This is a genomic window from Enterococcus sp. DIV2384 (assembly GCF_050534975.1).
GTDB classification, from domain to species: domain Bacteria; phylum Bacillota; class Bacilli; order Lactobacillales; family Enterococcaceae; genus Enterococcus; species Enterococcus faecalis.
Genome location: NZ_CP172905.1, coordinates 1,837,063 through 1,860,734 on the forward strand (window position 1 = coordinate 1,837,063; position 23,672 = coordinate 1,860,734).

Here is a 23,672-nt window from a genome sequence, read left to right on the forward strand (position 1 = left end):
TATTCCCAATTAGAAAGTAGGCGTTCCAATGAAAATTACCGCATATGTCGCTAGTGCATTTAGTAAAAACCACGAAGGTGGCAACAAAGCAGGCGTTGTTTTTATGACACAGCCCTTAACGAGAACCAAAAAAATGGCCATCGCCAAAGAACTAGGATTTGCAGAAACTGCTTTTATTTCAGACTCAAAGATTGCTGATTTCCGCCTTGAATATTTTACACCAAAAGAAGAAGTCGACTTATGTGGCCACGCGACAATTGGCGCTTTCACCATTATGAAGCACTTAAATAAATTATTGCAAACAGCATATACAATCGAAACGAACAGCGGTTTGCTCGCAATCACGGCGAACGATGAACAACTATTTATGGAACAAACTGTCCCAACTTTTTATGATACGCTCACTTTAGAAGAATTGAGCGGCTGCTTTGATTTAAACGCAGTGGCAACTGCTTTTCCTATCCAGATTGTGTCAACGGGTCTAAAAGATATTTTGGTTCCCATTAAAAATGCGCAATTATTACAGGATTTACAACCAAACTTTGAAAAAATTAAGTTACTTAGTCAAAAGTATGGAGTTATTGGGATGCATCTTTTTGCTTTGTCTGAAGAAAATATCATTTGTAGGAATTTTGCACCCCTTTATGACATCGATGAAGAAGCCGCTACTGGTACATCAAATGGTGCGTTAGCTTGTTATCTGCACCATCACCAAATTTTACAAAAAACCAATTACACCTTTGCCCAAGGTTATACCTTAAACGCTCCTTCAGAAGTCTTAGTGCGTTTGAACACTACATCCCAAAAGACAATTGATCAAGTTCTAGTTGGTGGCAGAGGCTATTATGTTGAAACAAAAGAATTATTTTTATAAAAAAAAGATGGCCTAGGCCATCTTTTTTACTTCATTGCATCTTCAATAAATGTGAAAAAACGTTCTTTTAAAGAATCTGTATTGTCTTTAACTTTTTCGCCATATTCAGCTAATTTTGAACCGCCATCTTTCACACGATCAACAACATTTAAAACAGAATCTAATTCATCATCGGATAAATCATCGACAATCGATAATAATTTTTGGTTTCCATCAAATTTATCGTCTACAAACTTTTTAACTTTATAACGATTGGAAACATGAGATACCTTCTTAATAATTTTTTCAGAAGCGATGACTGCAACAGAGACACTTGCAACTGCAGCAATGCTTAAACCGATACCAATTTTTGTTGATGCTTTCATTTCCTTCAGCTCCTCTGTTATTTTCTATTTTAATCATAACATATTATTACTTTTATGCGTAATAGAAAGACCTTTGCTGGCACTTAGTCTCGGCGGTTGTTGCCACCAAATAAAATAACCAAACGTAAAAGTTGTAAAAAGGTCGAAAGCGCCGCTGCTACGTAGGTAAGTGCAGCTGCAAAAAGAACTTTTCTGGCCATTGGGACTTCTTCTTCTGTTAATAACCCACCTTCAGAAAGAATACTTAATGCACGTCTAGACGCATTAAACTCCACCGGTAAAGTCACCAATTGAAAAATCAAGGCTAATGAAAAAGCCAAAATTCCAATGTTGATTAATGTTTGATTCCAACTAAATAAAACACCAATCAAAATTAGTGGAAAGGAGATGGTTGAACCGATGTTGGCAACTGGAACAATAGCTGCACGAAGACGTAAAGGCACATAGTTCGTATGATCTTGTACCGCATGTCCGCATTCATGAGCCGCCACGCCAATAGCCGCGACCGATGTCGATTGAGCAGTGGCTTCGGATAAGCTCAACATTTTGTTTCCAGAATTATAATTGTCAGTTAAATCACCAGCAATTTGCTGAACTCCAACATCATTAATTTGTTCTTTTTGTAAAATATATTGTGCTGCCTGCGTGCCTGTAACATGTTTACTGCTTCGTACTTGATCATATTTACGAAAGGTACTGTTAACATATGCGGAGGCCGCACCAGAAATCGCAATTCCGATAATTACCAATATATAGGTTGGATCGATTCCAAAATAAAAGGGCATCATTGTCCTCTACCTCCATCTTTTTTTCTTTATTGTAGCATGATAGTGAAAAAAAGGGAGCGACAAACGTTGTCTTTTGTTTAAAAAAATGATGAATTTTTCAAGAAAGTGCCGAAACTAACAAAATTGTCACTCAATTAACGGAAAAAAATATGGCAAATTTCCTAAAAAAAAGGCATACTATTCCTTGAGGTGAGGAAAATGAAAACATTACTAAAAATATTAATTCCCATAGTCATTTTAGCAGGTGGTAGCTGGGGCGTTTATAATTACTATTACGGTGGAGAAGCCTATTATACACAAATCACAACATCTGGTGAAAAGAAAGATGAAAAAACAAATTCTGGTGAAGCAATGACCATTTATTACTATCAACAACCTGCGTTTAATAAAAACGGTGAAGAAAAAACCGTGGAATTAAACGAATCCCGTGATCAACCTTTGCGTATGAAAGCCTATCTAAAATTGAAAGTTAATCCCCGTAAAGGCGTGATCAGCTGGAATGAAGTGACAGAAAAAGAAGTCCCTGAAAAAGCTTTAGAAAAATTAAAATAAAGAAAAAACCGTTGGCAAGCGACCAACGGTTTTTTCTTTATAATTGATTACTAATTTTTTCGATATTTTTTAGCATGATGGACACTGTACCATCTGGATTATTAACAAATTCAATTAAATCGCCATTGCGGTAAACATCTAACGGAACAATTAATTCAATACCGTTATCCATTTTTAACTTTTGTTTGCCAAATTTCTTTTCAGAAATTTCGCGAGATTCTCTGACTGGCGGTGTTTTGTCGACAAATTTCGACTCATTCACTTCTTCTTGGTAAGCTAATTTAGCTGATACATTTTCTTTAAACACTTGTTCAGCAATTTGCTCATTGTCAATCGTTCCCGTTTCCTCAATGCTATCATATACCGCTTCTTTTACAGAAGCCATTAGTTCAAACTCATCTTCGTTAAATTTCTTTCCAATGCGTTTGACTGCCTTTTTAATTTCTTTGATATTTTCTTCCATGGAAGGTGCCGCTTGCGTCTCAATCACTTTTTCAGAGAAATACCAGATTTTTTCTCCTGAAAATTCATATCTTTTCTCTAGTAATTCAAACGCTAATGTATCTAAGTCAACCGTAATCCCTTCATCTGGTTTTTGTGATTTTGAAGACAAAATTGCTCGATTGATAATCAGTTTGTTATAAACGGATTCTTCTTCATAGTCGACGTAATGCGTGTAACTTTCTTTATAGTTTAATTTAATCATTGCGACATGTAACACCGTATCTAATTCATATAAAATGAACAAAATATCAGCACTAGGCGCATCTTCGCTTCCTGAATAAACATCATACCAATGTTGGGTAACTTCTTGGCTTTTCTTCACAAAATCACTAGGAATCCCACGTAACGTATCAACAAAGGAACTATTTTCCGCCAATGTTCCAGTCTTTGTTTGTGCAGTCGAAAGTTTTGAAATTTTTGCAGTTAAATACGTTCGAATATACTCAGTCGTTAAATCTAGTTCCTTTTCAGAAAAAACCGGCGTCCCAGTTTCTCGATCAATAATGTGTAAAATTGCTTTTTTTAAATAAATATCCATTTTTACGCTCTCCTTTTCTCAACCTTTTTAGTCTAACTGAAAGAGAGAAAAAAGCCAATAGTTTCTATAAAAAGAAGAAGAATTCGTAGACAAATGTCTACGAATTCTTCTTAACTTCAAAAAGCGATTACCCTTCTTCGCTGTATAACATCCCTGTTGCTTCATCAACTGGATCGACTTTATTAAAGATGCCTTTCTTTCTGAAAATATAAGTTAAGCCCATTGGTACGATAATCGCAATCACCATTGCGACTAAAAACGGCAAGTAATATTGTGGCACAATAGATAAAATTCCTGGCAAGCCACCGACGCCGATACTTGTCGCACGAACGCCCATTAAAGTGGCAAACATTCCTGCCATTGCTGAACCAATCATGCCCGCAACAAATGGATAAACATATTTTAAGTTGATCCCAAACATCGCTGGTTCAGTCACACCTAGGTAACAAGAAATCATTGCTGGAATCGAAACTTGTTCTTCTTTTTTGTTTCCACGATGCATAAAGATAACCGCTAAAACTGCTGAACCTTGTGCAATATTTGATAAAGCAATCATTGGCCATAAGTTGGTTGACTGAAAGTCAGCAATCAACTGTAAATCAATCGCATTACTCATATGATGCAACCCAGTGATGACTAATGGTGCGTACATAAAGCCAAAGACGGCGCCAAATAACCAATTAAATGTTGACGTTAATCCTGCATTTACGATATCAGAAACCCAACTACCAATCGTCCAACCGATTGGTCCTAAAATGACATGTGCAGCCAATACTGTTGGTACTAAAGCAAACAATGGGACAAAAATCATTGAAATTGCTTGAGGAATCACTTTTCTAAAGAAAATTTCAAGATAGGCAAGCAAGAAGCCGGCTAACATAGCTGGGATAACTTGCGCTTGATAACCAATCATGTTAACTTGAGCAAACCCAAAATCCCAGAAAGGAATTTCTGCTGCTTTAGTCGTCGCAACTGAATAAGCATTCAGAAGTTGTGGTGAGACTAATGTAATCCCTAGGACAATCCCCAAAATTTGTGTGGTTCCCATTTTCTTCGTAATACTCCACGTAATCCCAACTGGCAAGAAGTGGAAAATTGCTTCGCCGATTAACCATAAGAATGAATTGACTCCATTCCAAAATTGAGAAACTTCCACGATTGTTTGACCATCAAGAAAGCCAAATGGAACCCCTTCCAAAATATTGCGGAATCCTAAAATCAATCCCCCGATAACAAGTGCAGGAATCAATGGTGTAAAAATCTCAGCTAAAACAGAAACAACTCGTTGAACAGGACTCAAATTACTTTTGGCAGCTGCTTTCCCTTCTTCTTTTGAAACCCCTTCTAAACCGGAAATTGCAGAAAAATCATTATAAAATTGTGGGACTTCATTCCCAATAATTACTTGAAACTGTCCAGCATTTGTAAAGGTTCCTTTTACAGAAGGAATATCTTCAATCACAGGTACATCCGCTTTTTTTGGATCTTTTAATACAAAACGCATTCGAGTTGCACAATGAGAAACAGCTGAAATATTTTCTTTGCCTCCTACTGCTTTCAACAACTGTTGTGCATCGCTTTGAAACTTACCCATTTTACATTCTCCTCTCAAACTTGTATATACAATTAAGTTGTATATACATCATACTTGATTATTCTTTTTTTGGCAAGCGCTTTCTTTCAAAAAAATAATTTTATTTTTTACAAATCCCTTGTCTTTTCTTAAAGAGTCAAACAGAACGCTTTTTTAGCTGCTTCTTTATTGCTATACTACAGAGGGAAAAAACGAAAAGGAGTATGAAAAATGTTTTTTAAAGAAATTCATCACGTGGCAATCAATGCCTCAAATTATCAAGCAACTAAAAATTTTTATGTCGAAAAGTTGGGCTTTGAAGTTCTTCGCGAAAATCATCGTCCCGAAAAAAACGATATTAAATTAGATTTAAAATTAGGCAGCCAAGAATTGGAAATTTTCATTTCTGATCAATTTCCCGCTCGCCCCTCTTATCCTGAAGCTTTAGGATTACGTCATTTAGCTTTTAAAGTTGAACATATTGAAGAAGTGATTGCTTTTTTAAATGAGCAAGGAATTGAAACAGAACCGCTACGAGTAGATGATTTTACGGGTGAAAAAATGACCTTCTTTTTTGATCCAGATGGACTACCTTTAGAACTTCATGAATAATAAATAAAGGAGAGAAACAAAATGAAAGATACCTTTCGCTTAGAAAACCAGACGATTTATTTTGGTACAGAACGGGCAATTTCAGCCAGCCCTCAAACGATTTGGCGCTACCTGACTGAGACAGACAAGCTAAAACAATGGTTTCCAGAATTAGAAATTGGTGAATTAGGTGTTAACGGGTTTTGGCGGTTTATTCTGCCCGATTTTGAAGAAACAATGCCTTTCACTGACTATGCAGAGGAAAAATATCTGGGCGTGACTTGGGATACTGGTATCATCTATTTTGACTTAAAAGAACAAGCACCTCATCAGACCCTGTTAGTCTTTTCAGAATCTCTCCCAGAAAATTTTACAACACCTCGCCATAAAGATATCGCTGGTTGGTCAATTGTTCTCAACCGCTTGAAGCAAGCAGTTGAAACCCCTGATGCAGCACCAGAAAAAATAGATTTTCCGCAAATAGAAAATCATTACTTAGAAAAATTAACGAATTTAGAAAATTAAAAAGTGTGGCACAACGGGTAAATAACCCTCTGTGCCACACTTTTTAAAAACGTAAAATACGCTGATAAACAAATAAACCTAAATCAATTAAGCAAACAACAAAAATTGCCAATAATACAAAAGAGACCCGCAACTCTGCGGCGTACATCCCTCGTAAACTAATTGTTGCCAAACATAACCCAAAAATCGTTGCCATTGTCACTTGTAACACGGTTCCTGGTTTTAGGGCATAAACAAAAATGCCAATCAAACTAGAAACAACGAGGTGTGTCAGTGGCAATTGAAGCCAATTGACAACAAACAGACTAAGGAAACATCCTAAAAGAGTCCCCAAAAAACGTGTCTTAATACGCGTGTTCATTTCTGCTTTCACTGGATGCAAGAGTAGAAAAACATTCATCGGAATCCAAATTATTTTAATGCCTCCTACACTCCACATTAAAATAAAACTCAGCGTAATGGTGAAACTCATACGAATAGCTAAACGAAATCGTTGCACCCTTTCGTCAGGACTTTCTAAAAATTGTTTGAAACTTGTAATCCCAAAAAAAGTCTGTTGTAAGTCGTGCCAGAAATTAATAACCGCCAATTTTTGTTGTTTCATATTTAATTGAATGCTTTTATGGCCTCTACTCTTTAAGCTGGTTAACTGACTTAATCCTGTTTGCCACCAAGCGTTTAGTGTTAAAGCCAATAAAAAAAGACCAATTAAAAAGGCCACAACTTGAGATTGCATCAAAAATGTATTTCCTTTAACCTGGATTAACTGACAAAACGTAAACATCATCAAATAACTATGATACCGCATCGGTGTCGCAGATGAATAAAATAAATAAACAATTAAAAATGTCACACTACTATTTAAAATAATAGACCAGCTAAAGGAACTACTAGCTATAAATGCTAAAAAACTGATCACAAATTGCCTGATACTCATTTTGAGCAGCGCTACAAACGAATAATATTTTTTATAGTTAATTTTAAACATAATAGTAAATACAGGCACCATAATTAAATAGCTTGGGGAAAATAAAAAATCCAATGTATAAAAACTAACCAAAAAAAAGGCGATGACTGGGAAAATGGCCCAAACATACGCAAAAAATTGCTGACTTTTTGTACTAAAAAAATAAATAACAATCACTCCAATATCGATTCCTTATCCATTGTAACATGCTTGTCAATTCCCTCTTCAAATTGAATATACCAATTCGTTAAAAACAAATAAAAAAGCGAATAAATACGCTTTCATTTCTTGTTTTTTGTGCTATAATCAGCCTATATGATATATCATTTAAAACAAAGGAGCTACTTTCATGAATATTCAAGCGATTGATACGCGACACGGAACTGCCAACCAACATAGTTTTTCAAATGGAAATTGTCTACCCTATACTGGCGTGCCATTTGGGATGAATTTTTACGCCCCGCAAACAACTGACCAAAAAGGCAGCTGGTGGTTTCATCCAGAAGATCGAACATTTCAAGGCTATCGAGTAACGCATCAACCAAGTCCTTGGATGGGTGATTTTAGCCATTTATTAATGACCCCTGTCAGTGGTTCATTGTCGGAACTTTCTTTATTCCATGCCCAAAGTTCTTATCGTCCAGAAGAAAGCCTTTTTTCTCCTGTCGAAATTAATTTAACTCAATTACGCTATCAAATAACTTCTCAATTAATCCCAAGCATGTATGGTGGTATCTTAACCATTGATTATCAACAAAAAGATAATCACTTACTACTAACTCTGCCTGGACGTTATCAAGTAAAACAATTAGATGACCATCAAGTGGCTGTAAAAGTCATCAACTATTCTGGTTGTGAAGATCCAGATTTTAGTTTTTATTTTGTGCTTCATTTTGAACAGCCTTTAACCAAATGGTTTGCCCCTTCTTCAGGTGAAGATGGCAAAATCCTTCTTTCTTTTGGAAATATTGCTCAACAAGTTGTTCATTTTAGTAGTTCATTTATTTCTGAAAAACAAGCGCAGTTAAATTTAGCGCGAGAAATCTCTTTGCGTTCTACTGAGATGCTGCAACAAGGAATCGCAGATTGGCATAATTATTTCGATCGCCTTAAAGTAACGCATGAAAACCCTGAACATACTAAAACGTTTTATCATACACTGTATCGAACATTCCTATTTCCGCAAACCTTTTATGAATTGGACGAAAATCAGCAGCCGATTCATTATGATACGTTCTCGCAAACGGTTCGTCCTGGTGTACTATATACCAATAATGGCTTTTGGGATACTTATAAAACGGTCTACCCATTGTTCTCACTAATTGCTCAAGAAAAATACGAAGAGATGCTAGAAGGCTTTTTAAATAGTTACAACGAAACAGGTTTCTTGCCAAAATGGTTATCTCCAGATGAGCGTGGTTTAATGCCCGGCACCTTGATTGACGCTGTCATTGCTGATGCCGCCGTGAAAAAGATTCGTCCTGACTTGATGCCTCAGTTCCTAGAAGCGATGAAAAAAGGTGCCACACAACAAAGCGAACGAGAAAATTATGGACGTCAAGGAACTCTGGATTATCTAAAATATGGCTATGTTCCTTCAACCTATCATGAATCTGTCAATCATACCTTAGACTATGCGTACAGCGATTTCTGTATTTCGCAAGTTGCAAAAACACTGAATGATTCAGAGACCGCAACATTTTATCGTCAACAAGCCTTGAATTATCAACAACTTTTTAATCCTGAAACTGGCTTTATGCAAGCAAAGGATACTGAAGGCCATTTCCGTCCTGACTTTTTAGATATTCGTTGGGGCAAAGATTACGCCGAAGGAAGTGCTTGGCAATCAAGTTTTGCGGTTTATCAAGATTTTGCAGGTTTGATTAAGCTATATGGTAGCGAGTTAGCTTTCGAAAAAAAATTAATTCAGCTCTGCAATCAAGCGCCTAACTTTAACGTTGAAGGCTATGGTTTTGAAATTCATGAAATGAGTGAAATGGCGGCAATTGATTTTGGTCAATTAGCCATCTCAAATCAACCAAGTTTCCATTATCCGTTTCTATTCAGCTACATCGGCAAACCAGAGATGGCTCAACCACTTTTAAAACAACTAATGCAAACATTTGATGCTTCACCAACTGGCTATCCAGGTGATGAAGACAATGGCAGCATGTCTGCTTGGTATATTTTTAATAGCTTAGGCTTTTATCCCGTCACACCAGGAACTGGTGAATATGTAATCGGGATGCCTTTAGTCCAGACGGCGGAAGTAAAACTGTCAAATGGTAAACAATTAACCATTCAGACATCACCAAACAAAGTCCAACAACAATTTATTCATGAAATTCAGTTAAACCAAGAAAAACATACTGCGCCTTACTTTACTCATCAAGAACTATTAAACGGCGGGACTTTAGATTATCAATTAGGGATCGTCCCGAATCCACAAAACACAGCAGAACGACCGTTTTCATTAAGTACAGAAAAATAATAAAAAGAAAGATGTTCATAAAAATTGAACATCTTTCTTTTTATTCTTCGACACCTGCGTAATTTGATTGGTATTGCTCTCGAAATTCTTTTGGCGTAATTCCATTTAATTTTTTAAACATTTTTGAAAAATAGTTGGTATTGTTAAATCCTACTTTTTCTGAAATTTCGTTGATTGTATCATCCGTGTACAATAATAATTTTTGGGCATGCTTGGTACGCACTTGATTCAAATATTGAGAAAAACTCCGCTTGGTTTCTTTTTTGAAAATTTGGCCTAAATAACTAGGGTTCAAATGAAGCTCATCCGCCACCGTTTTTAAGTTTAATTCTTCTAAATAGCCTTGTTCAATTCTTTCTACAGCTTGGCTAACACTTTCTGAATATTTTTTTATTTTAGGTTTATTTTTCACTTCTGCCAAGACTTGCTGCATTAACGCATACAGTGTATTAAGATTGTTGCTGGCTCGAATTTCTTCCACGATTTTTTCATAGTTTTCTTCTAACACAGTTGGATACTGACGGGAAATATCTGAAAAAAGTAAAAAGACTACATAGCGTACATATTCTGGTGTAGCGTGTTGTTGACTTAACTGATTGAAAATGGCATCTAATTCCCGTTGAATGGTCTGCATATCCCCAATCATCAAGGCTTGGTTAAACGCTAGAAAAGTAAAATCTTCTGCCGAACGATTCATTTGTTCTTTTTGATTATTTGGCAGAAATTCTTGATAGAACGTTTCAATTGCTTGCAACTGTTTTACTTTCTCATAACTTTCATAAACCGTTTCCCATTCATTGACAGATTCCCCTACAAAAATCTGACCTTGACCAGCTAGAATCGCTTCAATTTCACGAATAAATAAGAACGCTTCTTGTCTGGCCCCTTTATAGATAAGTAACAATTGGTGGTACGTACTCATCCAACTTTCAATGAATAACAGTTGGCCTTTTTTCATAAATAGTTCCTTGATTGTTTCTAAAAATGGCATCTCAGCTTCAACCAATAAAACGGTAAAATCACCTGGTTTTATAGTCGTAAATTGCTGCATTAACTCTTCGTATTCCCCTTCGCTGATTTCATCATTAAGCCAACGCATCAAGCCATTTTCTAGATATAGACGCACGCGGGCATGGGATTTTTTTTGTTGGTCCAATTCTGTTTTAATTCTCTGGATATTGGCTAATAGTTCTTGTTTATTGACTGGTTTCAAAAGATAATCTTGGACCTGCAAAGCCATGCCTTTTTTGACGTAATCAAACTCTTGATAACCTGATAAAATTAAACTAATAAATTGATGTCCTTTTTTCTTTGCTTGCTCAATTAATTCGATCCCACTCATTTCCGGCATCGTAATATCTGTTAATAAAACATCAATGGATTCTGTTTCTAAAAAAGCCAATGCTTCTTGCGCACTACGCGCTGTTTTAACAATTTCAAAGCCTAACTCTTGCCAAGGAATAATCCATTTTAAGCCTTCTAAAATCATATATTCATCATCAACAAACATCACTCGATACATCTTTTCACCCCTTATGCTACAAACGAAAGACGAATTGTCGTCCCTTCTCCTTCTTTCCCTTCAATGGTTAAACCATAACTCTCCCCAAAAAAGCGTTGTAAACGTTCATGAACATTTCTTAATCCAATGGATTGTTCCGTGTCTATTTCTGTTTGATTTAAACGTGCGCGAATTTCCTCTAACCGATTGGCGGTAATTCCTTTTCCATTATCCACAACAGCCACAATAATTTTTTCGCTTTCTCGGTAGGCGTGGACCTTAATAGCATTGTCTTGTCGTTGATAGTCAATACCATGCACAAAATAATTTTCGACAAGCGGCTGAATGATGAACTTAGGAATTTCAACATCAGCAATTGTTTCTTCTATTTCGAACTTATAGGCAAATTGATCGGGATAACGCATTTGATACAAATACACATATTTTTCGCAAAATGAGATTTCCTCTGCCAAGGTCGTGGTTTTTTCTTGGTTAATATTATTCCTAAGTAACGTTGAAAAAGCATAGACAACATCAGCTAGTTCTTCTTGTTGCCGACTCAAGGCATACATGCGAATATATTCCAACGTATTATAAAGAAAATGAGGATTAATTTGCGACTGTAATGCTCTCATGTGAGCATCGCGTTGCTTAATTTCTAAAGTATAAATATCGTGAATGTATTGATCTAAACTGTCTACCATAAAATTAATCGCGGAAGCAATATCATTCAACTCTTCCTGAACTTGATTCGTGTCAATTCGTTCTTTTAAATTGCCATCGCCAATGGCTCGTGTCGCTTCTAAAATTAATTGGACTTGTTGAGAATAGCGTTTAAATAGGCGGTTTAAGCCCACTAATAAAATAACAATCAAAAGTAACCCAATCCCTAAAATGGCCGCATAATTCATAAACAATTGTTGAAATAAGACTCGGCGGCTTGTTAATAAGAGAATGGTACTCCGGCCACTGCTTTCTATTTCCGTAATATCGTAGCGATTATGAAAAACCTGTTGAATGTCACTATCGGTGTGCATTCTTTTATCTAGTTGCCGCTCTTCTTCTTTGGTAAACTGCGCTTTTTCAGAAAAAATTTGATTCCCAGCACTATCATAGATAAACGCATTAATACCTGATTTTTTCAATAAGTCTGCTTGGTTGCCTAGCAACTCTTGACTTGAAAACACAGTGTATAATTCTCCCAGCGGTTGTCCTGTATAAGGATCGGAGATAATTCGCATTAGTTGAAAGCCATGTTTTTTAATTGATGACATATCCATTTTTTTCCCATTTGTAGCTGTGCGATTGGCGAACAAAACCTGATCAAATTCATCTAAGCGAATAATCACTTCTTCTAAGTCAGGAAAGGTGCTAAATAATGTACTTAAATTATTTCCAAAGTGGGTACTGACCCGATCTTCCGACCATTGGCTGTACGTATAGTCAAAATACTCAGGAGGAGAAAGTTCCATATATTTTCGCATGTTTTCAATTTTACTTGCAGAGCCAGCTAATTCATTAATCATATTGGTCGCCGCATTATTTTTATTCGTTACATAGCTGTCAATTTGGGAAACGGCGTTATTTTTTTGTGAATCAATTGATAAGTTAATTGTATAAGTAACATAAACGCACAAAGCAGCCACCGTTAACAAAATAATACTTGTTAACAGTAGACTGTATTTTTGTACTAATCGATTTAATAAATATTTTTTTTTAAACAGTTTTTTGAAGATTCGCTTCATTTTGTTCCAACTTTCCATCAATAAACTGGCGATTTTTACGCGTGACATAGGCACACCACATCATAATTAAGGCAAACGAAGCAAATAGTAGCAGTCCTTTCATTTTCCAAGTTAAAGCAACGATACTAATTACACCGAATAAGACTTTAAAAAATACACCGAGGTTTAAAAAGATACTGATAAATGAAAGCTTCATTAAATCAATAGTTGAGATAAAATAGCTTCCTTCATATAGTAGCATATAAATGTAAAAAATAACGAGTATTAGGGAAACAAAAAATAAAATAAATGTAATAATTAACCACATTATTCCGGTAAATTGAACGGCTAAATAAATATTATAAAAAACAAATCCTAAAGTGAAGAGAAAAAGTAAAAAATAACAGTTACTTCTTTTAAAATGTGCTTTCCATGATTCAAATGCTCGTTTAACGGTAATTGCTTGATAATTCATGCCCTCTTCCAAAATGAAATCAGTCATCATTTGGAGTGCTGGACCAACACCAAAAATAATCCCTCCAGCTAAACTAAATAAAACAAACAGTAAATTTAGTTTGATTACTGTCCAGGAAAGGTAAAACAACCGCTGAATCCCTGTACTTTCCATCTTCCTCTTCCTTTCTATTTATGTAAAAGGCTGAGCCAAAAGCGCTCAGCTAATGCCTCAGCCTCCTGTAATTATTTTTGAGATTGGATATATTCGTCTAATTGTGTTTGCATTTCTTTTTGAACTTTATCCCAGCCAGCTGTTTTTAGGTCATCCATTAATTTTGGAAGTGTTTCTTCTGGATCAACAGTTCCTGTATTTAAGCTTGCTGCGTAACGGTTCATAACTGTAGCAACGTTAGTGATTTCAGTTTTCACTTTATCATTTACAAAAGTAAAACCAAGAATTGGTGAATCTTTTGCTTCTTCGATGCTCTTATCACGTTCTTTAACCATGTCTTCAGTGACAGATTCTTCTGGCCAAATGATTAAGTTATTTCCTGTGTTCCAAGCACTCAAATGAGTTGTTGGTGTGTAATCTTTCAATAATTTCACACGATCATCGCCAACTTTTTCATATTGTTTGCCTTCTTCACCATAAACAAGTCCGTTTAACAATTCTGGATTGCTGTTTAATAAGCCTAGCAATTCAACAGATTTTTCTTTGTTTTTAGACGTATTTGCAACAACATAGTTAGCCATTTGCGCTTGTGATGTTGTTTTTAATGGTTCTGTTAGTGGACGAGAAACAAGTGGTTTGCCAGCAGCTTGTGTTAAGATTGTATCACCATAATCCATAGGTCCTTGTGTTTCTTGACGCATGAACCAAGTATTGGTATTTAAGTCATATGGTGTTGTACTTGTAGCAGCATCTGTTGGAATCAAGCCATCTTTATACCATTGATGTAAGACTTTTAAGTTATTAATCATGTCTTTGTCGGCATATTGGTTAATAATTTTTGGTGAGCCAGTATCAGTTGTTTTTACTGCAAATGGATATTGGTTACCAATAGGGAAGTCATAATTACCTGTTGCAAAGAATGTTTGGCCGATAGCAAAAGCAGCAATATTTGGTTCTTTTTTATGGAATTCTTTTAGAACTTCGGTTGCACTTTCATAACTACCATCAACTTTACTAATATCTAAATTGTATTTATCAACATATTCTTTATTAAAAGTTAAAACTTGTTGACCGTAAGAGTTACCTAAAATTGGGAACGCATACAGTTTTCCATTGATCGTATTTCCTTTAATATAGTTATCTGGTAATTGATCATAGGCTTCTTTCGCATATTTAGGTGCTAAATCAGTTAAATCAGCATAGGCGCCTTTTTGTGCATTCGTTGCATAATTTTGTGCTAATGAAATATCATAGCTTTCACCAGAAGCAACAATTGTTGACATTTTTTGGTCCCAATCGCCCCAACCAACAAATTCCATTTTTAATTTTGCCCCAATTTTTTTCTCGATAATTTTATTCGCATTATCGATTAATTGGTCATAATTATCTGGTTTGTCCCCAACACGATACATTAATAACGTTGGTGTACTATCATCACCTTTTGACGCTGCATCTTTTGAAGATTTACCGCACGCGCTTAGTCCTACAGCTAAAGCTGCTGCGCCAGCTACGGCTAATCCTTTTTGCCATTTTTTCATTCCTTATTTCCTCCTGTACAATTTTATTCTTTCACGCCGCCGATTGTTAAACCACCCACGAAATATTTTTGGAAGAATGGGTAAGTTAACGCAATTGGTAACGTAGATAAGACAACAATCGCCATTCGAGCCGATTCACTTGGTAGAACGCCTAACCCTTCTTGTGCTGCTGCACCCATATCCGTACTTCTTGATAAGAACTCTAAGTTGTTTTGAATTTTCATCAATAAATACTGTAATGGTACCAAGGTATCTTTTTGAATGTAAAGTAACGCATTGAACCAATCGTTCCAATAACCCAAAGCCGCAAACAAACTAATTGTGGCAATCCCTGGAACGGCTAGCGGTAACACAATGCTGACAAAAATGCGCATTTCACTTGCGCCATCAATACGTGCCGATTCAATAATACTGTCAGGCACGGTTTTCTTGAAAAACGTTCGCATCACTAAAATATTAAATGGTCCTAAAGCTAAAGGCAAAATTAACGCCCAAATTGTATCTTTCAATTGCAATAAGTTTGTCATTACTAAATAGTTCGCAACCATCCCTGGTGAAAATAACATTGTAATTAACGCAAACAATGTAAAGAATTTTTTAAATGGAAAGTTGGAACGAGAAATGACATAGGCATATAATGACGTCATTGTTGCATTGACAATCGTCCCTGTCACCGTAATGAAGACCGTTACCCCTAAGGCATGAATAATGCGTTGACTCATCGCCCCTTGGAAAATGTAACGATAGGCCTCCAATGAAAATTCTTTTGGCCAAAACCGGTAGCCGTTTGCTGCTAATGATCCTTCACTTGTCAATGAAATCATAATAACAAAGAAAAACGGAACCACACAGGAAATAGCAAAAATAGCAATGACAATATTGAAAATCAAATTCGCTGTCGGGTTGAAGGATCGAACGTTAACGCTAGTGACTTTTTTCTTTTTCATAATCCTTCCTCCTAAAATAGTGCTGAATCTGGTTCAATTCGACGAACAACTAAATTCGCAATTAATAACAAACATGCCCCAACGACAGATTGATATAACGCTGCAGCTGCCGTCATGCCTACATCACCAGTAGCCGTTAAGCCATTGTAAATATAGGTATCTAACACACTTGTCACGTTGTAAAGCGCACCTGAGTTTCTTGGTACGATGTAGAACAAACCAAAGTCTGCTCTGAAGATACCGCCGATGTTTAAAATTAATAAAACAGACATCATTGGTAAAATTTGTGGAATCGTAACATTTTTTATTTGTTGCCATTTGTTGGCACCATCTACCATCGCTGCTTCATAGTATGTCGGATCAATCCCCATCACAGAAGCATAGTAGATAATACTGTTGTAGCCTAGACTCTTCCAAACATTTAGGAAGACAAAAATTACTGGCCACCAACGTGGATCTGCATACCAGTTAATCATTGTGCCGCCATTACCAGTAATCCATTGATTCAAAATCCCTTTATCTGGACTTAAAAAGGCATAAACAAAATAGTTAATAACCATCCAAGATAAGAAATATGGTAGCAATGACATCGTGTGATAAACTTTAACCAAGCGACGATTTCTTAATTCACTCATAATAATAGCAAAAGCAATCGCGAAGAATAAGTTAAAGGCTAAAAAGACGACATTGTACAAAATGGTGTTTCTAGTAATTAACCAAGCATCTTTTGACGCAAATAAAAATTTAAAGTTTTCAAAACCAACCCAAGGACTTTCTCTTAGACTAGCTAAGAAACCATCTGGTGAAATATGAAAATCTTTAAATGCGACCACATTGGCTAAGACTGGTATATAGAAGAAAAATATAAACCAGATAAATCCTGGTAACGCCATAAGGATTAAGGCCTTATAACGCCATACATTTTGAAAAAACCCGTTTTTCTTCTTCATTCGTTTCGCTCCTTTCATAAATATAATAGCGTTTTCATAATATCTTTTTAAGGAACAAATTATAGGATTTGAGAAACAAATTATAGATTTTGTGTCATTTTAAGCTAAAAATTTACCGAATTGACCGTTCTTTGTGAAAACGTTTATCTAATATTTTTTTTATAACCTCTTAAGAACATTAAAAATAATTGGATAAATCCCACTCATAAAGCGGTTTCACTTGTGCGTATTTGTTGTATAAAAGCTGAGAACTTGTTATTTTCACAAAGGATATTATCTAATTATTTTTGAGGAGGACTATTTTTGAATTTTATCCGTAAAAACACTAGAGCAATTAGTTTAATTGTGGTATATTTTTTCACAGTTTTAATGCAAGCTGGTTCTTTATTATTATTAGCTATTTCACTGTTATTTGATAATAATTTAGTAGAATCATCTTTTGCAAATCTCGTAACAGGTTTAACTATTACTGCTATTGTGGGAATAGTTTTATTTTGGAAAGAAATCGTTGCTGGGTTCGACTATTTTAAAGAAGAGACTCTTTGGCGTATTTTTAGCATTTTCTTATGGGTGGGTCTGATTTTTTTAGTCGATGTTATTATTCAAAAAATCATGAGTAATAATCTAATTGCTAATCAACAAGATGTTCTCTCATTTGGTGCACAAGTCCCATTGCTTGTTACTCTATTTTTCTTAGCAATCGTGGGGCCAATTGCTGAAGAACTAGTTTTTCGGCAAGTATTAATGAATTGTTTATCGGAAACAATTGGTATAGCCTGTGCAACTATGATTTCAATTTTTTTATTCACCTTTATGCACACACAACAGCCCCTTGATTTTCTCATTTATCTGCCAGGAGCTATTTTATTATCTGCAGCTTACTTAAAATCAAATCGTTCGCTTGTATTTGTTATGGCTATTCACATTGTTAATAATATGTTGGGTTTCTTGTTATAAATCAAAAAAGGAACTAGCTTAGCTACATTTGCTATTGCTAGTTCCTTCTTTGTTTCAATTACTTCACTTTTCCCCTAAAATTTCAATCCAACCATAATAATATTCAATATATTGATTTTCCTCTTCTAGTTGTGTCAAGATATGTTCCCCGACAACGATGCCTGTTTCAAATCCTTGTTTTGCTAAACGCTTTTTTACTTCTTCGATATTATTCAAACGGGTATCTTGTGTATTGACTTTTAAAATAAAGCCTTTGTATTGGCTACTTGATTCTTTGAGCCAAATCACTTTATCTAAACTTTTTTTATTCACATGATTTGCCAAACAAATCCCATACGTCAGTTCATTGGATTCACTTAAATCCCCGTAAATACCTAAAGTTGAAATGTGTTCCATGTAAACTTTCATCTCTTCTGGATCCTCAATATCAACAACAACAATTTTATCAAAAGGAATTGGTTCATCTGAAAAAACCAATGTTTCTAAATCAATTAACGCATGTAAATGTAATTTTCTTTTCTTGATTTCTTTGTATTTATGTTGAAGCCTTTTTATTTCTTGCCCCAGTTGTTCTTCTGTTGCTTCCATGGTGGCATAGAGATCGGTAGGTGTCTTTTTATATAAATTCAACATATCTTTGATAGGAATCCCCATTTTTCGATAAAAATCAATATCATATATTTTGAACAAATCTTCTAAATCAAAGGTTCGATATCCGTTTTCTTCATTGCGTGTTGTACTAATCAACCCTTGCTCGTCCCAATAACGAATCGTGGACTTAGGGATATTTAACAACTCAGAAACATCTTTTATTGTGTAATTTTTTTCCATACTGTTCCCTCCATCAAAAAGTTTAGCATTTCTACTGTTGACATTCAAGTTACTTGAACGTGTACAATGACTCTTTGTAACAGCTAAAACGGTATTGTTTAAGGAGGAAATTTCATGAAATTAATGAAAGAGTTTATTAAAGAAAATAAATGGATTGTTCTTGCGACAACTTTAACCATCTGTTTGCAAATCGCAGGAACCCTTGGCGTCCCTAAATTAGTTGGCAAGTTGATTGATGTGGGCATCGTTAGCGGTGACCAACAAGTAATTAAAACGATTGGCATACAAATGTTTCTTGTGGCATTCATTGGAACAATTGCCGCAATTATTTCTAGCTATTTGTCTGCTTTAGTAGCTGCTAAATTTGGTTTTCAAGTTAGAGGATTGTTCTTTAAAAAATTTCAACAATTCTCGATGAAAAATGTTGATAAATTTGGTTCAAATTCTTTGCTAACTAGAATGACCAACGATGTAGATAATGTTCAAACAATGATTGTGCTATTTTGCCAATTAATCTTTCCAGCGCCTATTATTAGTTTATTTGCCTTAGTGATGACATTTTCTTATTCAGTTTCACTCGCTTGGGTAACATTGGCTTCCATCGTATTTTACTTAGTCGTTGTTTATTTTTTAATGAAAAAAGGTACCCCTTTATCTTTAAAAATTCAACCAAAAATGGATCGAATTACTACGACTTTACGAGAGTTCTTTACTGGAATTAATATGATTCGTGCGTTCAATAATCAAGATTTTGAAGAGCAGCGAACCAATCAAACATTTAAAAATTATGCTGAACGCATGAGCAAAGTGAATCGAATCTTTGCTTGGATTACTCCCGTTGCCTTTTTATTAATGGGCGTTGTGTATGCCTCTATTTTGTGGTTTGGCGGTAATTTAGTGGCGGTAGGCACCCTACAAATTGGCACCGTTACAGCTGTGATTGAATATACGCTTCTAACTTTGGCCTACTTAATGATCGCGGCTATGGTATTAGTTGTCATTCCACGGTCCGTTGCTTCCTTGAATCGCTTGCAAGAAGTTTTGTCAGAAGAAATTGAAATTAGCGATCCTCACACTGAAGCAACCATTGCTTATCATCCTGAGAAAGCCTTGATTTGCTTCGATCACGTCACGTTTCAATATACAGAAACAGCTGATCCTGTTTTAGAAAATGTTAGTTTTGTCATCCCTAAAGGAAAAACAACGGCGATTGTTGGTGCAACTGGCGCTGGTAAAAGTACTTTAGTTAAGTTACTTTTACGAATAAATGAGGTCACAGCCGGCACGATTAGCTATTCTGGCACAGATATCCGCTCATTATCTCAGCAAACGATTCGCCAAGTCATCAGTTATGTGCCACAAAAAGCCTTTCTTTTCAGTGGGACAATCTTATCAAACTTATTAATGGGAAATGCCGAAGCAACTACAGAAGAAATAAGAACGGCACTAGAAATTTCACAATCTTCTGAATTTATCGATTCCTTACCACAAGGGATTGAAAGTTTCGTAGCACAAGGCGGGTCCAACTATTCTGGTGGTCAAAAACAAAGAATGTGTATTGCACGAGCCTTAATCAAACCGGCAGATGTTTATATTTTCGATGATAGCTTTTCCGCATTAGATTACAAAACTGATGCCGCTCTACGTGCCGCTTTACATGCACAAATGGCGGACAAAACTTTACTCATTGTTGCTCAACGGTTAAGTACAATCATGAACGCTGACAATATTATCGTCCTAGATGAAGGAAGGATTGTTGGTCAAGGCAGCCACGCTGATTTACTTACCACTAATAGCTATTACCAAGACTTTGCTAAATCGCAAGGTATCTTACCCAAGTAACTAAAGAAAGGATGTGACCGCTTGAAAGAAAATTTTCTTTTCAAGCTATACAATGAAAAAAACAATGAATCTTCAAAGCTTTAAACGTTTCTGGAAAATGATTAAACCTGAGCATCCAATCTTTTATGGTCTAATGATCTGCAGTTTAATTGGAAACTTATTAATTGTTGCCATGACCTATATTATGGCAATCGGGATTGATAACCTCTTAGAAGCTATCAAGCGTGTCGGGCTCAAAGGCATGACACTTTCTTTAGTTGAAGAAGCGCTCTTAGGTCCCGTCTTACTTTTAATTCTCTTTTCAATCATTAGTAGTATCACTTCTTTTATTCAGGAACGAGCAATGGCTTCTTTAAGCGAACGGGTTACTTTAAGAATTAGAAAAGAAGTGACAAAAAAGTTTAAAACTTTACCAATGGCCTTCTTTGACAATCACCAAGTGGGCGATATCATTAGTCGTTCAACAACTGGCTTAAACCAATTGTCACAAGTTCTTTTAACAGGCATCAACCAATTTTTCACTTCCGTCGTGACTATCCTTTTTGCAGGAATCATGTTGTTCTATATTGATGCAAAATTAACCATTTTAGTGTTGCTCCTAATTGGCGGCAGTACTTTCATGACGACAAAAATCGCGAATAAAAACAAGGTGTTTGCTGATCAAAGTCAAGCTGAATTAGGTCAATTAAATAATAAGATGGAAGAATATTTAGCAGGAAATTTGGTCACAAAAACCTTTAATCAACAACAAAATGCTGAAAAAACAATTGATGCTGTTAATCAACAACATTATCGTGCCTTTAAAAAAGCACAGTTTCTAAATTTTGCGATTTATCCAGCTATTCGTTTTATTAATCAGTTGGCTTTTATTATTAGTGCTATCTTAGGCGCAATGCTCGTTTTATCTGGTGGTATTACGATTGGTTTCTTGCAAGCGTATTTGCAATATATCAACCAAATTTCTGAGCCGATTTCTACCGCTTCTTATGTCATTAACTCAATTCAAGCAGCGATGGCTTCCATTGATCGGATTTTTGTTATCTTAGATGAAGCTGATGAACAGCCAGAAGCAACTCATTTAGAAACTATTTCTTCTCCTAAAGGAGCCATTGAATTTAAAAATGTTCAATTTGGCTACACACCAGAAAAAATTTTAATGAAGAATGTTGATTTTTCTGTTCAACCGAAAAAAACAGTGGCTATTGTAGGACCCACCGGCGCTGGTAAAACAACATTAGTTAACTTATTAATGCGTTTCTATGAAATAAATCAAGGCGCCATTACTTTTGATGGGATTGATATTACGAAACTTTCTCGACAAAATCTAAGAAATTTATTTGGCATGGTTTTACAAAACACTTGGCTATTTGAAGGAACCGTAGCAGATAATATTGCCTATGGAAAAAAAGATGCTTCTCGTGAAGAAATAATTGAAGCAGCTAAAATTGCTCAATGTGATCATTTTATTCGGACCCTTCCTCAAGGATATGACACAATTATTTCTAGCGAAAATGGTGCATTATCACAAGGGCAACAACAGTTATTAACCATCGCCCGAATCATTTTAGCAAATCCGCCCGTTGTTATTCTCGATGAAGCAACTTCGAGTGTGGACACACGAACAGAAGCCCATATTCAAAAAGCGATGGAAACTGTCACAGAAAATCGAACAAGCTTTGTTATCGCTCATCGATTATCCACGATTGAAAATGCTGATTTAATTTTAGTGATGAAAAATGGCGATATTATTGAAAAAGGAACGCATCAGGAACTATTACAAACTCCGACTCTTTACGCCAGCTTATATAATAGTCAATTTCAAACCACTTAAAAAGAACTGGAACAAGTCAAAAGAAGAATGACTTGTTCCAGTTCTTTTATTGCTTAGAAATATTGAATTCCCATCGCTTTTTTGACTTCTGTTAAGGTTTGTGCTGCCACTTTTTCAGCAGCAAGACTTCCTTTATGCAACATTTCCATAATCGCTTCTGGATTTTTAGCCAGCTCTTCACGACGTCGACGAATCGGTGCGAGTTCTTCTTCTAGGACATCAATTAAGTAACGTTTAATTTTCACATCTCCTAAACCGCCATGGCGATAGTGCTCTTTTAATTCTTCAATATATTCTTTATTTTTCCCAAAAACATCCAAGTAAGTAAAGACCATATTTCCTTCAACTTGTCCTGGGTCCTCTATACGAATATGATTTGGATCGGTATACATACTCATTACTTTTTTCTGTACCACTTCAGCTGGATCTGAAAGATAAATACCATTGCCTAAAGACTTACTCATTTTTCCGTTGCCATCAATTCCTGGCAAGCGTCCCATGCCTTTTGGTGGTAACACAGCTTCCGGTCTAACTAAAACTTCACCGTACGTCTGATTAAAACTATGCACAATTTCTTGCGCTTGTTCCAACATTGGTTTTTGATCTTCCCCAACCGGGACTAAATTCGCTTGAAAGGCAGTAATATCAGCTGCTTGTGAAACGGGATATATAAAGAATCCTGTCGGAACACCTTCCCCAAATTTTTTTTGCTCAATTTCTGCTTTGACCGTTGGATTCCGACGAACACGTGACGTGGTCACTAAATTTAGATAGTACATTGTTAATTCAGCTAACTGTGGAATTTGCGATTGGATAAAAATTGTTGTTTTCGTAGGGTCTAAACCAACTGCTAAATAGTCCAAAGCAACTTCTAAAACATTGGCTGAAACTTTTTCGGGATTTTTTGCATTATCTGTCAATGCTTGTAAATCTGCAATCATGACAAATAATTGATTTGTAGGGTCTGCTTGCATTTCTACTCGTTTTTTTAAGGAACCTACGTAATGTCCTAGGTGCAATTTACCAGTTGGACGATCACCTGTTAAGATAGTATTCATTGTCTACACACCTTTATCGTTTACTTTCATTTATTATTTTACCTTGTTTTAAAAAGAATGAATAGTAGGCAATAGAATATTTATTGATTCTAGATAA

The 23,672-nt window shown here is 35.7% G+C and carries 21 protein-coding genes; 8 read left to right on the plus strand and 13 right to left on the minus strand.

Features of this window, described 5'->3' with window-relative positions:
* The first annotated feature begins 28 nt into the window (after positions 1-28).
* Complete coding sequence (locus IGK54_RS08905) at positions 29-874, plus strand: PhzF family phenazine biosynthesis protein (protein ID WP_142956998.1); 846 nt, start codon at positions 29-31, stop codon at positions 872-874.
* A 26-nt stretch (positions 875-900) separates the two neighbouring features.
* Here the strand turns inward: IGK54_RS08905 and IGK54_RS08910 are convergent, their stop codons facing one another.
* Both IGK54_RS08910 and IGK54_RS08915 read right to left on the minus strand, forming a co-directional pair.
* Complete coding sequence (locus IGK54_RS08910; protein WP_002356871.1) at positions 901-1,239, minus strand: hypothetical protein; 339 nt, start codon at positions 1,237-1,239, stop codon at positions 901-903.
* Positions 1,240-1,322: 83 nt separating this feature from the next.
* Positions 1,323-2,027: a zinc metallopeptidase gene (locus IGK54_RS08915; RefSeq protein WP_002384290.1), complete on the minus strand. Its 705-nt coding sequence runs from the start codon at positions 2,025-2,027 to the stop codon at positions 1,323-1,325.
* A 198-nt stretch (positions 2,028-2,225) separates the two neighbouring features.
* Between IGK54_RS08915 and IGK54_RS08920 the strand changes: the two genes are divergently transcribed.
* The gene (locus tag IGK54_RS08920) at positions 2,226-2,579 is read left to right on the plus strand and encodes a YxeA family protein (RefSeq protein ID WP_002387247.1); all 354 of its coding nucleotides are present in this window, start codon (positions 2,226-2,228) and stop codon (positions 2,577-2,579) included.
* A 37-nt stretch (positions 2,580-2,616) separates the two neighbouring features.
* Here the strand turns inward: IGK54_RS08920 and IGK54_RS08925 are convergent, their stop codons facing one another.
* Both IGK54_RS08925 and treP read right to left on the minus strand, forming a co-directional pair.
* Entirely contained in the window at positions 2,617-3,621 is a 1,005-nt protein-coding gene (locus IGK54_RS08925; RefSeq protein WP_002356866.1) for a nucleoid-associated protein, read from the minus strand.
* A 127-nt stretch (positions 3,622-3,748) separates the two neighbouring features.
* Positions 3,749-5,215 carry a PTS system trehalose-specific EIIBC component gene (gene treP / locus IGK54_RS08930; RefSeq protein ID WP_002388267.1) on the minus strand — a complete coding sequence of 489 codons (1,467 nt, stop codon included), beginning with the start codon at positions 5,213-5,215 and terminating at the stop codon, positions 3,749-3,751.
* Between the two features lie 210 nt (positions 5,216-5,425).
* On the opposite strand from treP, the gene gloA2 reads away from it, so the two are divergent.
* Positions 5,426-5,806: an SMU1112c/YaeR family gloxylase I-like metalloprotein gene (gene gloA2, locus IGK54_RS08935; protein ID WP_002356864.1), complete on the plus strand. Its 381-nt coding sequence runs from the start codon at positions 5,426-5,428 to the stop codon at positions 5,804-5,806.
* A gap of 21 nt (positions 5,807-5,827) precedes the next feature.
* On the plus strand, positions 5,828-6,310 hold the full coding sequence (locus tag IGK54_RS08940) for an SRPBCC family protein (protein ID WP_142956999.1): 483 nt from the start codon (positions 5,828-5,830) through the stop codon (positions 6,308-6,310).
* A 43-nt stretch (positions 6,311-6,353) separates the two neighbouring features.
* On the opposite strand, the gene IGK54_RS08945 is transcribed toward IGK54_RS08940, so the two are convergent.
* Positions 6,354-7,454: an FUSC family protein gene (locus IGK54_RS08945; protein ID WP_142957000.1), complete on the minus strand. Its 1,101-nt coding sequence runs from the start codon at positions 7,452-7,454 to the stop codon at positions 6,354-6,356.
* Between the two features lie 172 nt (positions 7,455-7,626).
* Here IGK54_RS08945 and IGK54_RS08950 point away from each other — a divergent pair, with 172 nt between their 5' ends.
* On the plus strand, positions 7,627-9,768 hold the full coding sequence (locus IGK54_RS08950) for a GH92 family glycosyl hydrolase (RefSeq protein WP_002381613.1): 2,142 nt from the start codon (positions 7,627-7,629) through the stop codon (positions 9,766-9,768).
* 40 nt (positions 9,769-9,808) lie between these two features.
* Here the strand turns inward: IGK54_RS08950 and IGK54_RS08955 are convergent, their stop codons facing one another.
* The 6 genes from IGK54_RS08955 to IGK54_RS08980 all read right to left on the minus strand — a co-directional run bounded on the left by IGK54_RS08955 (position 9,809) and on the right by IGK54_RS08980 (position 17,074).
* Positions 9,809-11,290, minus strand: a complete 1,482-nt coding sequence (locus tag IGK54_RS08955; protein WP_002356858.1) for a response regulator transcription factor — start codon at positions 11,288-11,290, stop codon at positions 9,809-9,811.
* A gap of 11 nt (positions 11,291-11,301) precedes the next feature.
* Positions 11,302-13,032: a sensor histidine kinase gene (locus IGK54_RS08960; RefSeq protein WP_029656915.1), complete on the minus strand. Its 1,731-nt coding sequence runs from the start codon at positions 13,030-13,032 to the stop codon at positions 11,302-11,304.
* Complete coding sequence (locus IGK54_RS08965) at positions 12,986-13,621, minus strand: YesL family protein (protein WP_002362905.1); 636 nt, start codon at positions 13,619-13,621, stop codon at positions 12,986-12,988. The genes IGK54_RS08960 and IGK54_RS08965 overlap by 47 nt, the downstream gene beginning before the upstream one ends.
* A gap of 71 nt (positions 13,622-13,692) precedes the next feature.
* Positions 13,693-15,159 carry an ABC transporter substrate-binding protein gene (locus IGK54_RS08970; RefSeq protein ID WP_002356854.1) on the minus strand — a complete coding sequence of 489 codons (1,467 nt, stop codon included), beginning with the start codon at positions 15,157-15,159 and terminating at the stop codon, positions 13,693-13,695.
* A 23-nt stretch (positions 15,160-15,182) separates the two neighbouring features.
* Positions 15,183-16,106 carry a carbohydrate ABC transporter permease gene (locus IGK54_RS08975; RefSeq protein ID WP_002359877.1) on the minus strand — a complete coding sequence of 308 codons (924 nt, stop codon included), beginning with the start codon at positions 16,104-16,106 and terminating at the stop codon, positions 15,183-15,185.
* Between the two features lie 11 nt (positions 16,107-16,117).
* Positions 16,118-17,074, minus strand: coding sequence for an ABC transporter permease (locus tag IGK54_RS08980; RefSeq protein WP_002356852.1), 957 nt, complete (start codon positions 17,072-17,074; stop codon positions 16,118-16,120).
* A gap of 351 nt (positions 17,075-17,425) precedes the next feature.
* Here IGK54_RS08980 and IGK54_RS08985 point away from each other — a divergent pair, with 351 nt between their 5' ends.
* Positions 17,426-18,013, plus strand: coding sequence for a CPBP family intramembrane glutamic endopeptidase (locus IGK54_RS08985; protein ID WP_002400588.1), 588 nt, complete (start codon positions 17,426-17,428; stop codon positions 18,011-18,013).
* 63 nt (positions 18,014-18,076) lie between these two features.
* Here the strand turns inward: IGK54_RS08985 and IGK54_RS08990 are convergent, their stop codons facing one another.
* The gene (locus tag IGK54_RS08990; protein WP_002383586.1) at positions 18,077-18,892 is read right to left on the minus strand and encodes a MerR family transcriptional regulator; all 816 of its coding nucleotides are present in this window, start codon (positions 18,890-18,892) and stop codon (positions 18,077-18,079) included.
* Between the two features lie 66 nt (positions 18,893-18,958).
* Here IGK54_RS08990 and IGK54_RS08995 point away from each other — a divergent pair, with 66 nt between their 5' ends.
* Complete coding sequence (locus IGK54_RS08995) at positions 18,959-20,686, plus strand: ABC transporter ATP-binding protein (RefSeq protein WP_142957001.1); 1,728 nt, start codon at positions 18,959-18,961, stop codon at positions 20,684-20,686.
* A gap of 52 nt (positions 20,687-20,738) precedes the next feature.
* The gene (locus IGK54_RS09000; RefSeq protein ID WP_142957002.1) at positions 20,739-22,517 is read left to right on the plus strand and encodes an ABC transporter ATP-binding protein; all 1,779 of its coding nucleotides are present in this window, start codon (positions 20,739-20,741) and stop codon (positions 22,515-22,517) included.
* Positions 22,518-22,570: 53 nt separating this feature from the next.
* On the opposite strand, the gene trpS is transcribed toward IGK54_RS09000, so the two are convergent.
* Positions 22,571-23,575: a tryptophan--tRNA ligase gene (trpS, locus tag IGK54_RS09005; protein WP_002362895.1), complete on the minus strand. Its 1,005-nt coding sequence runs from the start codon at positions 23,573-23,575 to the stop codon at positions 22,571-22,573.
* Positions 23,576-23,672 lie beyond the last annotated feature (97 nt).

Bases quoted from the DNA above. Each gene is read 5' to 3' on its own strand.
- IGK54_RS08905 (WP_142956998.1), top strand. From the start codon at position 29: ATGAAAATTACCGCATATGTCGCTAGTGCATTTAGTAAAAACCACGAA.
- IGK54_RS08910 (WP_002356871.1), bottom strand. From the start codon at position 1,239: ATGAAAGCATCAACAAAAATTGGTATCGGTTTAAGCATTGCTGCAGTT.
- IGK54_RS08915 (WP_002384290.1), bottom strand. From the start codon at position 2,027: ATGATGCCCTTTTATTTTGGAATCGATCCAACCTATATATTGGTAATT.
- IGK54_RS08920 (WP_002387247.1), top strand. From the start codon at position 2,226: ATGAAAACATTACTAAAAATATTAATTCCCATAGTCATTTTAGCAGGT.
- IGK54_RS08925 (WP_002356866.1), bottom strand. From the start codon at position 3,621: ATGGATATTTATTTAAAAAAAGCAATTTTACACATTATTGATCGAGAA.
- treP (WP_002388267.1), bottom strand. From the start codon at position 5,215: ATGGGTAAGTTTCAAAGCGATGCACAACAGTTGTTGAAAGCAGTAGGA.
- gloA2 (WP_002356864.1), top strand. From the start codon at position 5,426: ATGTTTTTTAAAGAAATTCATCACGTGGCAATCAATGCCTCAAATTAT.
- IGK54_RS08940 (WP_142956999.1), top strand. From the start codon at position 5,828: ATGAAAGATACCTTTCGCTTAGAAAACCAGACGATTTATTTTGGTACA.
- IGK54_RS08950 (WP_002381613.1), top strand. From the start codon at position 7,627: ATGAATATTCAAGCGATTGATACGCGACACGGAACTGCCAACCAACAT.
- IGK54_RS08955 (WP_002356858.1), bottom strand. From the start codon at position 11,290: ATGTATCGAGTGATGTTTGTTGATGATGAATATATGATTTTAGAAGGC.
- IGK54_RS08960 (WP_029656915.1), bottom strand. From the start codon at position 13,032: ATGGAAAGTTGGAACAAAATGAAGCGAATCTTCAAAAAACTGTTTAAA.
- IGK54_RS08965 (WP_002362905.1), bottom strand. From the start codon at position 13,621: ATGGAAAGTACAGGGATTCAGCGGTTGTTTTACCTTTCCTGGACAGTA.
- IGK54_RS08970 (WP_002356854.1), bottom strand. From the start codon at position 15,159: ATGAAAAAATGGCAAAAAGGATTAGCCGTAGCTGGCGCAGCAGCTTTA.
- IGK54_RS08975 (WP_002359877.1), bottom strand. From the start codon at position 16,106: ATGAAAAAGAAAAAAGTCACTAGCGTTAACGTTCGATCCTTCAACCCG.
- IGK54_RS08980 (WP_002356852.1), bottom strand. From the start codon at position 17,074: ATGAAAGGAGCGAAACGAATGAAGAAGAAAAACGGGTTTTTTCAAAAT.
- IGK54_RS08985 (WP_002400588.1), top strand. From the start codon at position 17,426: ATGCAAGCTGGTTCTTTATTATTATTAGCTATTTCACTGTTATTTGAT.
- IGK54_RS08995 (WP_142957001.1), top strand. From the start codon at position 18,959: ATGAAATTAATGAAAGAGTTTATTAAAGAAAATAAATGGATTGTTCTT.
- IGK54_RS09000 (WP_142957002.1), top strand. From the start codon at position 20,739: ATGAAAAAAACAATGAATCTTCAAAGCTTTAAACGTTTCTGGAAAATG.
- trpS (WP_002362895.1), bottom strand. From the start codon at position 23,575: ATGAATACTATCTTAACAGGTGATCGTCCAACTGGTAAATTGCACCTA.